The sequence below is a fragment of the Deinococcus rhizophilus genome, from assembly GCF_030271215.1.
Taxonomy (GTDB): Bacteria; Deinococcota; Deinococci; order Deinococcales; family Deinococcaceae; genus Deinococcus; species Deinococcus rhizophilus.
Window position 1 is genome coordinate 1 of record NZ_JASNGB010000078.1, and the last position, 13,019, is coordinate 13,019.

General features: G+C 67.1%; 14 protein-coding genes. 8 read left to right on the plus strand and 6 right to left on the minus strand.

Annotation, left to right across the window (positions count from 1 at the left end; all coding sequences use genetic code 11):
- Positions 1-263 precede the first annotated feature (263 nt).
- Positions 264-419, plus strand: coding sequence for a hypothetical protein (locus tag QOL99_RS09570; RefSeq protein WP_285523336.1), 156 nt, complete (start codon positions 264-266; stop codon positions 417-419).
- A 314-nt stretch (positions 420-733) separates the two neighbouring features.
- Entirely contained in the window at positions 734-979 is a 246-nt protein-coding gene (locus tag QOL99_RS09575) for a hypothetical protein (RefSeq protein ID WP_285523337.1), read from the plus strand.
- Between the two features lie 926 nt (positions 980-1,905).
- Here the strand turns inward: QOL99_RS09575 and QOL99_RS17825 are convergent.
- Positions 1,906-2,178 (minus strand): helix-turn-helix domain-containing protein, encoded by a 273-nt coding sequence (locus QOL99_RS17825; protein ID WP_407650165.1) that lies wholly within the window; start codon positions 2,176-2,178, stop codon positions 1,906-1,908.
- Between the two features lie 165 nt (positions 2,179-2,343).
- On the opposite strand from QOL99_RS17825, the gene QOL99_RS09580 reads away from it, so the two are divergent.
- The 3 genes from QOL99_RS09580 to QOL99_RS09590 are packed head-to-tail and all read left to right on the plus strand — an operon-like array spanning position 2,344 to position 6,873.
- Positions 2,344-3,264, plus strand: a complete 921-nt coding sequence (locus QOL99_RS09580; RefSeq protein ID WP_285523338.1) for a tRNA guanosine transglycosylase family protein — start codon at positions 2,344-2,346, stop codon at positions 3,262-3,264.
- Between the two features lie 11 nt (positions 3,265-3,275).
- Positions 3,276-3,965 carry a hypothetical protein gene (locus tag QOL99_RS09585; protein ID WP_285523340.1) on the plus strand — a complete coding sequence of 230 codons (690 nt, stop codon included), beginning with the start codon at positions 3,276-3,278 and terminating at the stop codon, positions 3,963-3,965.
- Complete coding sequence (locus tag QOL99_RS09590; RefSeq protein ID WP_285523342.1) at positions 3,949-6,873, plus strand: hypothetical protein; 2,925 nt, start codon at positions 3,949-3,951, stop codon at positions 6,871-6,873. Before QOL99_RS09585 ends, QOL99_RS09590 begins: the two co-directional genes overlap by 17 nt.
- Positions 6,874-6,925: 52 nt before the next feature.
- On the opposite strand, the gene QOL99_RS09595 is transcribed toward QOL99_RS09590, so the two are convergent.
- The 5 genes from QOL99_RS09595 to QOL99_RS09615 are packed head-to-tail and all read right to left on the minus strand — an operon-like array spanning position 6,926 to position 11,355.
- Positions 6,926-8,902 (minus strand): DUF6884 domain-containing protein, encoded by a 1,977-nt coding sequence (locus tag QOL99_RS09595; protein ID WP_285523344.1) that lies wholly within the window; start codon positions 8,900-8,902, stop codon positions 6,926-6,928.
- A gap of 2 nt (positions 8,903-8,904) precedes the next feature.
- Positions 8,905-9,612: a 7-cyano-7-deazaguanine synthase QueC gene (gene queC, locus QOL99_RS09600; RefSeq protein ID WP_285523346.1), complete on the minus strand. Its 708-nt coding sequence runs from the start codon at positions 9,610-9,612 to the stop codon at positions 8,905-8,907.
- An 11-nt stretch (positions 9,613-9,623) separates the two neighbouring features.
- Positions 9,624-10,316, minus strand: a complete 693-nt coding sequence (locus tag QOL99_RS09605; protein ID WP_285523348.1) for a 7-carboxy-7-deazaguanine synthase QueE — start codon at positions 10,314-10,316, stop codon at positions 9,624-9,626.
- A 2-nt stretch (positions 10,317-10,318) separates the two neighbouring features.
- Positions 10,319-10,729 carry a 6-pyruvoyl trahydropterin synthase family protein gene (locus QOL99_RS09610; protein WP_285523350.1) on the minus strand — a complete coding sequence of 137 codons (411 nt, stop codon included), beginning with the start codon at positions 10,727-10,729 and terminating at the stop codon, positions 10,319-10,321.
- Positions 10,729-11,355, minus strand: coding sequence for a queuosine precursor transporter (locus tag QOL99_RS09615; protein WP_285523352.1), 627 nt, complete (start codon positions 11,353-11,355; stop codon positions 10,729-10,731). The genes QOL99_RS09610 and QOL99_RS09615 overlap by 1 nt, the downstream gene beginning before the upstream one ends.
- Before the next feature lie 744 nt (positions 11,356-12,099).
- Between QOL99_RS09615 and QOL99_RS09620 the strand changes: the two genes are divergently transcribed.
- From QOL99_RS09620 to QOL99_RS17835, 3 genes are all read left to right on the plus strand, one after another.
- The gene (locus QOL99_RS09620) at positions 12,100-12,321 is read left to right on the plus strand and encodes a hypothetical protein (RefSeq protein ID WP_326522582.1); all 222 of its coding nucleotides are present in this window, start codon (positions 12,100-12,102) and stop codon (positions 12,319-12,321) included.
- 3 nt (positions 12,322-12,324) lie between these two features.
- Entirely contained in the window at positions 12,325-12,636 is a 312-nt protein-coding gene (locus QOL99_RS17830; RefSeq protein ID WP_407650166.1) for a transposase, read from the plus strand.
- A gap of 24 nt (positions 12,637-12,660) precedes the next feature.
- Positions 12,661-13,019: transposase (locus QOL99_RS17835; RefSeq protein WP_407650167.1), on the plus strand; the 359-nt coding region annotated here is incomplete at its 3' end.

The window sequence follows — 13,019 nt, forward strand, 5'->3', positions numbered from 1 at the left end:
GCTCCCCGGCGACCCCCTCGCCCACCGGACCATGCCCCGCACCCGCGCCGAACACGCCCTGCGCACCGGGTACCGCCCCACCCTCGAGGCGGCCCTCAAAGCCTGGGCCCTGTAAGAAGCATGCCCCGCGTGGTGGCCGCTCGGTGGCCACCTCACCTTCAACCACTCGGCCTACGCCCTGCTCCGCGAGATGGACTGGATCAGCAAAGACGGCCTGCACACGGGCACCCTCACGCCCCACCCGCACATCGCGCCCCTGCAAGGTGCTCACCCACCGCGCCCTGCCCGCCCGCGCAACGCCCGCCGACACCGCGCCGTTCCAGCTCTTCCGCGAGGTCCTCATGATCCGCCCGAACCCCACGAACGGCCTGCCGGGGTTCCACGAGTTGCACTTCAGTAACCCCGCCCGCCCCTACTGACCCCGCGTCTTCTGCCCAACCCCCAGGGTCAATCTCCCCCTCTCTCCTCTCCGGCCTGCCCTCTCGGGTGGGCCTTTTTTCATGCGGCCCGCGACGGCTGGCCGCTCGCGTTCGCCCCCGCGTTCCGGCCGCACGCCAGGGGCGGCATCACCGTCCCGCCCGCGTCAGGGCGGGGTCCCTCACTCGCTCGCGTGCCGTGGAGAGGGTCGCATGAAGCCCACCAAACACATCAGCTACAAGACCAAGAAGCGCTTCCCCAAGGCCCCCACCCACGAAGACAAACGCGAGACCAAGGACCAGACCTGGAGACGCCCGTGACGCTCCACACCGTCCCCCCCATCCTCGGCAGGCCCGACCTGCAACCCCTCCTCACCCACACCCTCGCCCTCGTGGAACTGCTAGACCTCCACGCCCCCAACCTCGAACGCCAGCTCGCCATTGACCTCCTGCTCTCCTGCAGTAACCTTACGCCCACCCAGGCCACGGAACTGGACCTCGGCATTCTTCAGGACGCTGCACCCGTCGTCCGCGATCCCCAGGTCAGCCAACTGATCGGTTAATTCTGGGCCTGCGTCTCCGAATGGTTGCGTTATTTCCGCAGCTGGTGCCATGGGGTAGAGGTGGAGGCCTTCCCGCGCGGCATCATGTTGTCCGAGCTCGCCCACGACGAGCCGGCGGCGTCACGGGGGGCCGAGGACGAGGCCCGGGCGCTGCGGCGCATCCCGCGCTACGCCGACATCCCGCAGGACGTGGTGGCGACGACGATCCGACTCAAACGCCAGTCAATGCAGGAGGAAATCAAGTTTTTCGGGGTGCTGCGGCCCTATGAACACGTCTGGCAAACCTGGGAGACCGAGATCGTGGGGCGACTGGTGGCTGACGCTGCGGCCAGGCCCGTGCTCCTGCTACACCTGATCACCGGAACGGGGTGGGCCAGGGCATGCGGCCACACACGCAAGGGCGCCGCGGGGCATGGTGTAACCCCACGGCTCAGATCCCCGCCTTGCACGACCAGTGGGCCTCAGCTGTCTCCGCTGAGCCAGGCCGTCAAAAGGGCAGGTGCCAGGGTGGAAGTGGGCCAGGAGTGGCCCTCCAATCCCCAGGAGATCCATGACGATGATCACGCCGCTCGACCCTGTTCCGCCGGTCCTGTCTCCCGACCAGCAGTTGCTCGACACCCTGCAGGTCCGCGGTGCCCAGCCGTTGGGTGACGCAAGCGGCTTGCCCGGCGTTTCGGCGACCCGCTACACCTGGAGTAGCGACCGTGGCCGTGAACTCAGGCGGCTCACGCGTCACGTGCCGCTGGTACCGCCCGGCTGGATTGAGACGGGCTGGATCCTCGACCATCCCTTGGGGCCAAGCGCGGCACTGACCGTCCAGATCCCCCGTGTGCAAAAGCACAGCAGGGGCGCGTCCGCGCGGTGGGCGGCCTATTCAGCTGCCACAAACGACTCTGTGCGGTTCGATCTCATGAGGGGACACTTACCTAACGGAGGGACTCGTCGGGGGCCGGGTCTGCCATCGTCACTAGGTCCTGAAGGGAGAGGCCCAGGGCCCGGGCCACCCGGTGCAGCGTGGTGATTTGGGGATCTGAGTGGGATGTCTCAATCTTACTGATGTGGCTGCGGGAAAGGTGCGCGCGGTCAGCCAGGTCCTCCTGGCTGAGGCCGGCCGCCTGGCGGGCCTGGAAGACGCGCGCCGCAATGCCTTGCAAGAGGCGCGTTTCGTGGGGGTGATATGTCCGGGGCTTGCGGGCCATCCCCCGTAGCGTGACGGGACACCTGAACTAGCGCTACCTATTATAATATGCATATTATAATAGGCACAGGTGATCCCTGTGCTCCCGACGTCTTACGCTGCACCCCAGGAGGTGGCGGTGAACTACTTCTGTACGCATACGCCCTGGGATTTCCCACTCGCTCAGGTGGATCCTCAGGCCCGGTTGCTGCTCTCCCCCACCACCTATTCATCTCGCGCCCAATACTCGTCTCAGCCTCCCTACGAGGTGATGATCGACAGTGGCGCCTACCACCACGGGGGGCGCAACGTCAGTCGCACCCGGTTGCGTGCCCTGCATGACCAACTAACCATCGCCCAGCAGTTCCCCGACAGCCAGGTCACCATCGCCCACTGTGACGTGCTGCCCCGCGCCGCGGCCGATTCCCGGAGCAGCATCCACGCAACCCTGATCAACGCCGAGTGGTTTATGGCCCAGCCGCTTCCCGCAGGGTATGCCCGGATGACCACCGCGCAGGCCCGGACCCCGGACGAGATGTACCTGGTCGTGACCCAACTCGCTCAGTTCGGACCGGACCTGATCGGGATCGGCGGTCTGGCCAACTTGCACCGCACGCACCGCAAACTGCTGCCCCTGATGATTGAGGGCGCTGTGGAAGCGGCGGGAGACACCCCACTGCACGCCCTGGGCGTCACGGCGCAGCACGTGCTTGACCGCCTGCGGGCCAATGGGGTGTTCAGTTGTGATTCCGCCACCGCCATCTGGTGCGCGGTGTACGGCAGCGTGATCTACGCCCGCCCCTACCGCCGTTACCGGTTTGTGGGGGAGAAATCCAGCCGTCCGGAGTCCCCCCAGGTCACCGGGTACTACAGCAGTCTCACCCACCCACTGCCCTGCTGCTGCCCCGTGTGCCGCGACGACCCGCGGCAACTGATGGGCAGTGACATGCGCGGCAAGTACGCACGGTGCATCCACAACCACTACCACCTGAAACTCGAGATCGAAGGAGAAGGAGAATGGCAGGCAGCCTACTCATCGGCCGGATACCAGTCCGTTATCACGACCTTGCTCTCCTCCACCGCCTCATCGCCGAACGCCGCGAGGTGACCTTTCGGGAGTTGACGGCCGCCCTGACGCCCCGCTGGACCTACTACCTGTCTAGCGCTGCCACCCTCCTGAAAGAAACCCTCAGTTTCGCGGTGACCCTGGGCCTGCTGGAATCCACCCAGGAGCGCGCCTGGGACGACCGGACCTTCACCACTGCGTTCGCCCCGGACCGGTTGCGGGCGACCGTGCTACACCTGCTCACCCGGCAGGCGGACGTGCCGCAGCAGGCGTTCCGGGGAGTGCACGACACCCTGGTGGAGCAGGGCAAGCTGCACACGGCGGTACAAGAGGTGTTGGAACTGATGGAAACCAGTGCCTACGGCAGGGCTTTTCGCTGGAATGACACCAAGGTGAACTTCTGGAGTCAGTTTGCGCACGACCTGGGTCTGGTGATCCGGATGCCGCCTGAGCGGTTGGTCCTCAGCCCCAGCACCGCCCTGCTGCTGGAGTTGTTGCCAGATGAGGGCGGGCCCCTGCGGCCCCTGCTGGAGCATTGGCACCGGGAGTACTGCGCTGTGTTTACCCGACTCGGGGAGGTGCACGAGGGCTTCGCGCGGGCCCTGCTGCGCCTGGAGGTCCAGGGCTACCTCACCCTGTCCTACGCGAGTGACACGGTCGGCACGGTGCTGCTGTGCGGCCGGCGGGTCAGTCACTGCACCCTGCACGCTCCCCAGGAAGGACGCCATGTGGACCCCCTTTGATCCGGCCGCCGTGGGCCACGTCTTCACGACGGAGTCCCGCCAGAAAGACGAGCAGATGTTCACGCTCACGCACGCCCGCATGAACCGCATCCTGGTATCACACAACCGGGTCGGGCTGTGCAACGGGCAATTCGTGGGGGAGCACGAGGTCCTGGAGCTAATTCAGGGGTCGGCGCCCCTGGACAGCAACCGGGTCTGGTTTGTCGTCGGGGAAACTGGAAGCGGCAAGTCGGAACTGTGCCAGTGGCTGGAGTACCAGTTGCGCGACCGGCATGTCCCCATCCACATCTCGCGTCGGCACGCGAACCTGACCGGGATCCTTGATGTCCTCCACCAGCACCTGCCACCGGGTACCGCCGGCCAAAGCACCACCTTGCCCCAGGAGGTGCTGGCCGACCACCTGCGCCTACACCTGAAAGTGCGCGCCCACCGGGAGGGCCGTGGCTTAGGGTACCTCGAGCAACTGGCCCCCTTTTTTCCGGAACTCGCCCGGCGCCTGTACCAGCCCTCGGCGGCGCCGCTGGAGTTGCCCGCCGACCTCCCCCCGCCGCCGCCGGACCTGCCCCTGACCGCGTGGCTGTCCGGCGCCGCCCGGGAAGTGCTGGGGGTCCACTCCCTGGAACCCACCCTGCGCGCGCTGGTGGAGCATTACGCGCAGCAGGGGCGTCGCCCTGTCTTGCTGCTGGAGGACATCACCACCCTGGGCTTCCTGCGCGACGACCTGCTGGACTTTGTGTTTGACCTCTCGGCCCCGGGCTTTGATGCAGTGATCGGCCTGACCAGCGGGTTCGAGCAGTCCCACCTGCAGGGTGGGGGCAACCTGTCGGAAATGGCGTACGTCCGTGACCGGCTCAGCGCCCGGTTTCAACTCTCCCACGCGAGCGGCGAAACGTTTTTCCTCAACCAACCCCAGGACCTGCAGGACCTGGTGCGCCGCTACCTGGGCTGCCTGCCTCAGCCAGCCGGGGGCCAAGCCGCCGCCTTTGCCGGACTGTACCCGTTCACGCCGCCCATGCTCGAGCGCCTGTACCTGCATCTGGTGGAAAGCGGCAACCCCCGGCAGACGCCGCGCAACCTGCTGGACGCGGTGATTAAACCGGCGCTGAGCCTCCCTGCTCCCCCGCACGTGACCCTGTTTGGTCCCCACCCCTACCTGCGGGCCCCCAGCCTGACCTTCTACCATCAGGACCTCCCAGAGGAGGTTCAGGCCCTGTTGTACTGGCACGGGGAGGTGCAGGGGGGCTCCGTGAGTGTGCCGGACGAGGTGGCCGAGGCCTTTGGCTTGCCCCCGGTCCCCCCTGTTCAGGCCTTTCCCACGCCCACTGGTGCCACCTGGTTGTTTGGGGCCCGGGAGGCCGAGGACCCCACCGACACCTGGCGGGACGCCCTGCGGGAACTGCAGCGCTGGCAGAACCAAGGCGAGCCTTTTCCCAAGCGCCAGCACCTCAAGCGCGGCATCGAACGCTTGGTAAGGACCCTGCTCGATCCGCGCGCCGTGCAGCACCCCCACGTCAACGCCCTGAGTGCCGATCCGCTGGAGTACTCCCGGGGCGGAGACCACCTGCCCATCTACCTGCCAGACAGCGGGGACCTGTTGCCCGAGCACTGGCCCAGCCTGCACGTGCCCCGGACCCTGCCGGCCCAGTTTCTCGAGGAGTGCCTGACCTTCTCGTTTTCGGCCGGCCAGCACGTGGAGTGCTTCGCGGACCTGGGCCACACCCGGCAACTGCTGGAGGAGGCCGTCGCTGCCTTTCAAGGGGAGGTTCGCCGGCACCTGGAACGTCTGGTGGGTATGCCCTATGAAACCCTGGTGTTCGGGGTGTGGTGGTTGTGCCAGCACGTATGCCAGGGCCAGGTGCTCTCCCCGCGGGACCCGGCGGGCCGGGGCGCCCTGCTGCAGTACGATCTGCCTCCGCGGGAGATTCAGGTCGCCTGGCGTGCCGAGCGTCCCCACCGCCTGCTGCACCGCACGCACCGGGAACTGCGTGATGGCCGGGACGCCTACCGGGCCCTGTTTCTCAGCGTCTTCCACCACCGCGACGACCTGCTCGACCCGGACCTGTTCGAACGGGAATGCGCCCGCTTCGACCCCACCCTCTTCTTGCGGGCCCTCGCGGGGCTGTCCCTGCCCCAGGTGCTGCGCGCTCCGTTCCGGCAGCGCGGCAGCAAATTGACGTTGGCCCAGCTGCTGAAGCCGGCGGTGGAGTATGCCGCCGCCCTGCAGGCCTACGCCCCAGTCGAGGAGGACCTCGCCCGTTGGGCGCGGCTCGAGTGGACGCTGGACCACGCCCTGACGCACGCCGACGCCCTGGACACCGTCTGCCGGGACCTGGAGCGCCTCGCCCACCAGGCGGGCTGGACCGTCTCCCCGCCGTCCAGCAGCCACACCTGGCGCGCGCCCGAGTGGCGCACCCTCCTGACGCACTCTCAGGGGGCCCGGAGCGGCCTGGGGCAGGCGCCACCCCTCACGCAGGTCACGGTGGGCCGAACGTGGCGCGAACGCCTGGAAGACCTGGAACCGGTGGTGTGGATGAAAGAGGTCCGCGCTTTTCACGACACTGTGCAGAAGATTCTCCACGAGCGGCACCCCGGGGCCCGCGGGGCGCCGGCAACTGGCCCCGGGCCGGAGGGCCTGATCGACTTAGCCGCGTTGCAGGAGTTGGCGTCTCGCTTGGAAGCCGCGGGTCAAGCCACCGCAGGACTTCCCGCGGGGGTGAGTCGGCAGGTACTGCGCGCGGTCCGCCGCGTGCGCCGCCGTCACCACGGGGCCATTCAAGGGGTGCTGGACCGACACGGCATCGCGGACCCCGCGGCCATCGCCGATCAGTCCCGGGACGAGGGTGTGCTACTGCTGGGCGACCTGCTGGAGTGCACCGCCGAGTTGCTGACCGCCGGGGAAGCGCCCTAAAACGACAGGGGCCAACCAGGGAATCCCCTGGTCGGCCCCGGCCCAGGCTGACTTAATTCAGCAGCAGTTCCATCGGCCGCTCCGCCTGATCCCGCTTCTGGCGGGCCGCCTGGTACCGGTCCCGCTTGACCAGCAGGCTCTCGTCCCCGGCCAGGATACGCGCCTGCACGTCCTGCAGGGCCCGCAGGTACATGTTGATGTTGTGTACCGCACGGCCCATGTTCGCCTCGTTGCCCCCGTTGTACGGCCGGCCGGTGGGGTCATTGGGTTTGCCACCCTGCGCGCGCGTGTCCCAGCCCTCCTCACGCATGGCGGCGCACGCGGGACAGGTGCAGGGCGGCAACTCGTCACTCCCCGGGGCGTTGTCCACGATGCGGTACTTGTGCAGCAGTTGCTCGCTGCCGGGCACATACCGCATAAAGGCGCCCGCGGTGAACGCCGACATGTACATGCTCGACCCGTCGAAGGAATCCACGCCCAGGTGGGTCAGGGTCGCGGCCCACTTGATGCTGGACACGCCCAGCACGTGGATGTACAGGTCCGGGACCTGCGCCCGGTACTGCAGGGCGTCCTCCACACAGCGGTAGACGAAATACGGGTCGCGGCTGGATTTGAGCGCCAGGCTGCCCAGGGCGATGTGCCGGTACCCCAGGTCCAGGTAGCGTTCCATCATCTCGTGCCGCTGCTCGAAGGTCCCGTGCGTGACCGCCATCAGGCGGTGTCCGGCGGCGAGCGGCTGCATGTCCCGGGCGAAGCGCAGGGACGTCTCGATCTTCTCCCGCGCCCGCTCAGGAGTATCCGAGTCCAGAATCAGCATGTCGGGCGAGACGATGATGTCGGTGCCGGGGCGGGCACCGGCGTCGACAAACAGTTGCATGGTGCTGTCTGGGGTGAGGGGGCCATCCTTTTTCTTCAGGATGGGGTGGGGCTCGCTCTTGTAACTCCACGCGCCGCAGTCATAGATGTTGCCCTCCCGCGTCTGAGGCAGGGGGTCACTCCCGGGATTGTGGTACGCGAGGCTGGTGAGGTACCCGCGGGGGTCTCCCTCGATGAAGTGCCAGATGCGCTCCATCTGGGGCTGCGCCAGACCCCGGGTGAGTTTCAGTTTGTCGCGGTTGTTGATCACCACCGTGAAACGGGCGCGGGGCGGGTCCGGCAGGGCGTGCTGCGGCGCCGGGTAAAACTCATCGGCGGACAGGCCAGCGGGGTTGAAGCCCAGCCCGGCGCGGTGCATGGACGAGAGGGGGGGCAAAGGGGTGGGCTCCGGTGCCTCGGGCTGCACGTCTTGCACGTCTGTCTCCAGGAGCGCGGGCGCGTGGCGTCCTGCCTGCCAGGCTTCCAGGTACGCGACGGCGGTGTGGGGATCGGCGTGCCACTCGCGCAGCACCTCGGGGCGCTCGACGACGGCGCGGGCCAGTTGCAGGAACAAAAAGCCCTTGAGGCCGACCATGCCGTACCCGAAGCGCCGGGCGTCCTTGTTCACCAGGGGCATCACGGCCTGCTTGGCCGCGTGCTGCGGGAGCACAGCGGCGCTGCCCCCGCTGGCCAGAAAGAGAAAGCTCTGGTCGGGACGACTGGTCAGGGGCAGCAAGGCGGACTTGAGGTAGTTCTCGCCCAGCAGGAACACCACGAGGTCGTAGCCCTTGACCTTGTCGTTGAGGTCCTCGTGGATGCGCAGTTGCCGGCTCCAGTCGAGCACCTCCCGGCTTCTCAGGTCGTTGAAGGTCGTCTCGTAGGGGGCAATAAACCGGTATTGGTCGATCAGGCCGTACCCGGCGGAAATGATCTGCAGGCTGCTGACCACGTCCTTGCAGGTGCTCAGCAGGTCGAAGGCTTGGCTGACCTGCTGATGCTGCATGCCGGTGTACAGCCGTTTGGCGGAGGTGCGGTACGGAGCGAGCTCCTGCTCGCGCACCCGCACGTGGTCTTCCCCCTGGCGGAAGTCATCCAGAACCAGTTGGTTCGCGGGCTTGTGCAGTTTCGCGCCGGTGCAGGAACTGACCACCAGGAGGCTGGGGTAGCGCGGCATGGTCACCGGACCTGCGCCTGCTGACGCTGGGCGTGGCGGGTGGCGAGGTCCGGTGCCCCGGCCTCAATCAGGGCGCGGTCGCGGATGCGGCAGGAGTCGCACACCCCGCACGGCTCCTCCAGGCCCTGGTAGCAACTCCAGGTGAGCTCGATGGGTACGCCTAGGTCCAGCGCCGTCCTGACGATGTCCGTTTTCGTCATGGTCGCGAGCGGCGCCCACAGGCGCGGCCCGCGGCCTTCCAAGCCCGCTTTCGTGGCGAGATCGGCGAGGCGCTGGTACGCCTCCAGATAGTCGGGGCGGCAGTCCGGGTAGCCGCTGTAGTCCACCGCGTTGATGCCGAGGTACACCCGTTCGGCGCCGATCACTTCGGCCAGGCTCAACCCGACGGCGATAAAGACCGTGTTCCGGCCGGGCACGTAGGTGGGCGGAATGACGCCCTCGTCCGTTCCGTGGGTGGGGACCGCCACGGTCTCGTCGGTGAGCGCACTGCCCCCGAACGACCCGAGGTTGATGTCGATCACCCGGTGGTCCGCGCCGAACTGCTGAGCGATCAACGCGGCCCGCTCCAGTTCCACGGTGTGCCGCTGCCCGTACCGGAAAGACAGGGCCGTGCAGGCGTACCCGTCCTGGCGGGTGGCGATGGCCAGGGTGGTGCTGGAATCCAGCCCTCCGGAGAGAAGAATGACGGCTCGCTTGGTGTCTAGGGTCATGTCAGTCCTTGTCAGTATCCCAGGCGGGGGTCGCCCCCGAGAGGAATGATGCGCTTGTCACTGTGAATGTCCAGGTCGTCGGCGCGGTAGAGCTTGTGCATCTGGTAGCCCGCCCGCAGGCGCGGGTTGGCTTTCACCGCGCCGGTGATTGCGTTCAGGACCCCGGCGTCCCGCTCGCGGGCCCGGCTCCACTCTGGATGCAGCCAGACCACCGCGTCGCTCCGCAGGCCGTCCAGGGTCGCCAGGCCCGCCGCGATGTCCCCAGGGTCATGCACGATCAGCTTCACCTCGTCAGCGCGGGCGACCACCGATGGCTCCGGCCACTGCCCGAAGGGCTTGGGGGAGAGGGTCACCCAGTCTAGGTTGCCGCGCAGGGAGGCAATCCCGCTGGTCTCGAGGTGCACCCGCCGTCCCAGGTCGTGCAGGGCATTCACCAGGGGCTCGAGGTCAAAGAGGATGGGTTCTCCGCCGGTAATCACCACGATCGCGCCTTCGGGGCTGTCCTGGGCCGCAGTCCGGGCGATCTCGCCGGCGTCCAGGACAGTAACGCCGGCCGGGCGGTACGCCGGATGCCAGGTGCCGGCACTGTCACACCAGGGGCAGGCCTGCGGGCAACCGTACAGCCGCACGAAGTACGCCGCGCGCCCCAGGTGAAGGCCCTCGCCCTGCCAGGTGTAAAACCGTTCGTAAACGGGGTACTTCAAGCTTACTCCCAGTACTCGCAGGACGAGTCGGGAGTTTCCCAGAGCGTGACCTTGAGACGCAGGTCCTCCCCAGCGTCTCCGGGTTCGAGGCATTCGCGGACCCGGCGTAGCGTTTCGCGGTGGAGGTAGGCGGCGATCACCTCGGCCGTCGTGTCGTCCCTCAGGTCCGGGTGTTCGTTGAGGAAGGCGTGGTCCAGGCCCCCCTGGGTGACGTCCTTTTTGGCCCACTTCAGGCTCTTAAAGTCCGCCACCATGATGTTCCTCTGAATATGGGCACTGGGGCGCAGGCGCCCGGACGTCAGGGCCATCTGCACCCGGTAGGTGTGCCCGTGCAGGCGTCCACAGGGGCCGTCGTACCCGGTGATCACATGGGCAGAGTCAAACGCGAACTCGGTGCGCAGGGTCCAGGGCATCAGGCCAGTTCCGCACGCGCTTCCGGAGTCGGGGGCGCTTCCACCTTCGTGCGTACCCAGCGCACCAGGGGGATGAGGAGCAGGCTGATCGTCATCTTGAGCAACACCTGGCCCAGCATCAGGTTCAGCAGGGGCGCCCCGGTGCCAGCGAAGGCCAACGTGATGAACACGGCCGTGTCCAGGGTCGTGCTCACCGCGTTGGAGGCGATCACCTGCACCACGACACCACGGCGCTTGAGTCGCTCGAAGATCAGGGCGTCCAGCGCGGTGCTGATCAGGTAAGCGACCAGACTGGCCGCGACCACCCGCAGCGTGGAGCCGAACACGACCTGGTAGGCCTGGTCCTCAAAGAACCCGGGCTTGGGCAGTGCGTTCACGAGCAGGCCGTAGCCTGCCAGGAGGGCGTTCGCGGCGAAGCCGCCCCACAGGAGGGCCTTGGCGCCCTTCCACCCGGCCACCGTGTGAATGGCGTCGCGCAGGGTAAAGGTCAGCGAGTACAGGAAAATGGCTCCGGGAAAGACCAGGGCGCCGAGTTGCACCAGGCGACCTGCAGTGACGTTGCTGACGAGTTCAGCACCGATATAGAGGGCGATCAGGATGATGAGCAGGTTGTTGCGTTGGGTCATGGGGGGTCCTTGGAAAAGGGGGGCCAGCGTGCCAGGTCGGCCGCGGCGATCCCGGAGTGGGGATGTCGTAGGGCCCTGGTCCCGAAAGGCTTCACGGGAGAGGGCAGCCCGCAAAGCTCAGAGCAGGGCAGGCGTGAAAGGGAGTGCCGCCGCGCCGTTCTCAGGGCGCGCGGGAGCATCACGCCTCACCGGACGACCTAGTCCAGTGCGGCGGTGCAGACCCCAGCCGGGGTCAGGCTGACGAAGCCGGTGGGTGAGTCACGGGGGGGCGACAGGGCCAGGCCGGGCGTGACCGTTGAAGGCGACGGGCTGGATGCAGCGCGCCGGTCCAGAATGAAGTCTGGGCCAGGGCGAGTGCCGGCGGTCGGTCCTTCCAGAAACAGTCAGGCCGGGCCTGGCTCGCCCGGGACCGGATGGGGTCTTTGTTGAGGAAATCGCCGGAGTATTGAGTCATAAGACTCCTTTCTGCCCGTGCGGCCTTACGGGCGGAAGGGTGGTGAGCACAAGGTTGTGCCCGGTGCAGTCTGGCACAGGATTAGGCCTTTTGGGTGTGGCGGCCGGTCTCCCCGACGCGCTGCAGCCGGCAAGAAACCCGCGGCCACGAGCAGGGCGGGGCCCCGATCGCCTCGGATCTCCCTGGACCGGCCTGTGCTGCGGGTCTGGCCCAAGCTCGCCTGGTGTCCTGAAGGAGCAACAATAACCATTTAAGAACCCCGCGCGCCAGGCTTTGACCGTCGGTACGACGTGCAAGGCCAGGACCCCATCGACGTCGCCGTCCTGGATACGTTCCTGCACGTTCGCGAGGACGACCCCCGTGCCTCCCCGGGTAAATCCCTCGAGATCGTGATCTCCACCGATGAGTTCAGCCCGGTGTGTCCCTGGAGTGGGCTGCCGGACTTCGGCACACTCGAACTCCGGTATGTACCCCGCGAGATGTGTGTGGAGCTCAAAAGTCTCAAGGACTAGGGCGTGTTCTCACGACCGATTGCTAGCCTTTGCAGCTTGAGCGCCCTCCATCGTCACGACCTCACCAATCAAGAATGGGCATCCCTACAACCCATCTTGCCCTCCACGACACGGCGTGGCGGACGGCCCCATCTCGACGACCGCACCTTCCTCAACGCCGTCCTATGGTTGCTCCGCACCGGCTCTCCCTGGCGGGACCTACCACCCTGCTACGGCAATTGGAGTTCCGTCGCTACCCGCTTCTATCGCTGGTGTCAACGGGCCGTATGGCAGGGCCTCCTCGAACGTCTCCAGCAACTCTCCGAGCAGCGGTAAGGCATCGACTGGCACACCCATTACATCGACGCTACCGTCGTTCGAGCACATCACCACGCTGCCGGCGCCCGACAGGGCCAAGTGACTCAGGCGCTAGGACGCTCGCGTGGCGGCTTCAGTACGAAGATCCACTTGAAGTGCGAAGGTGGTGGAAAACCACTCGCCCTGTACCTCACAGGCGGGGAACGTCATGAAATGGTGGGCTTCCGCCCGCTACTCGATGGGGGGAAGGTGAAACGCGGCGGCCCTGGTCGACCACGCCAGCGCCCCAGGAAGCTGGTCGGTGACCGTGGGTACAGTAACGGCGTGGCGCGGAAGGAGCTGCGGCGGCGAGGGATGGTAGTGCTCCAGGAAATCCTTCAAGCAGCGTTGCGAGACTTCGC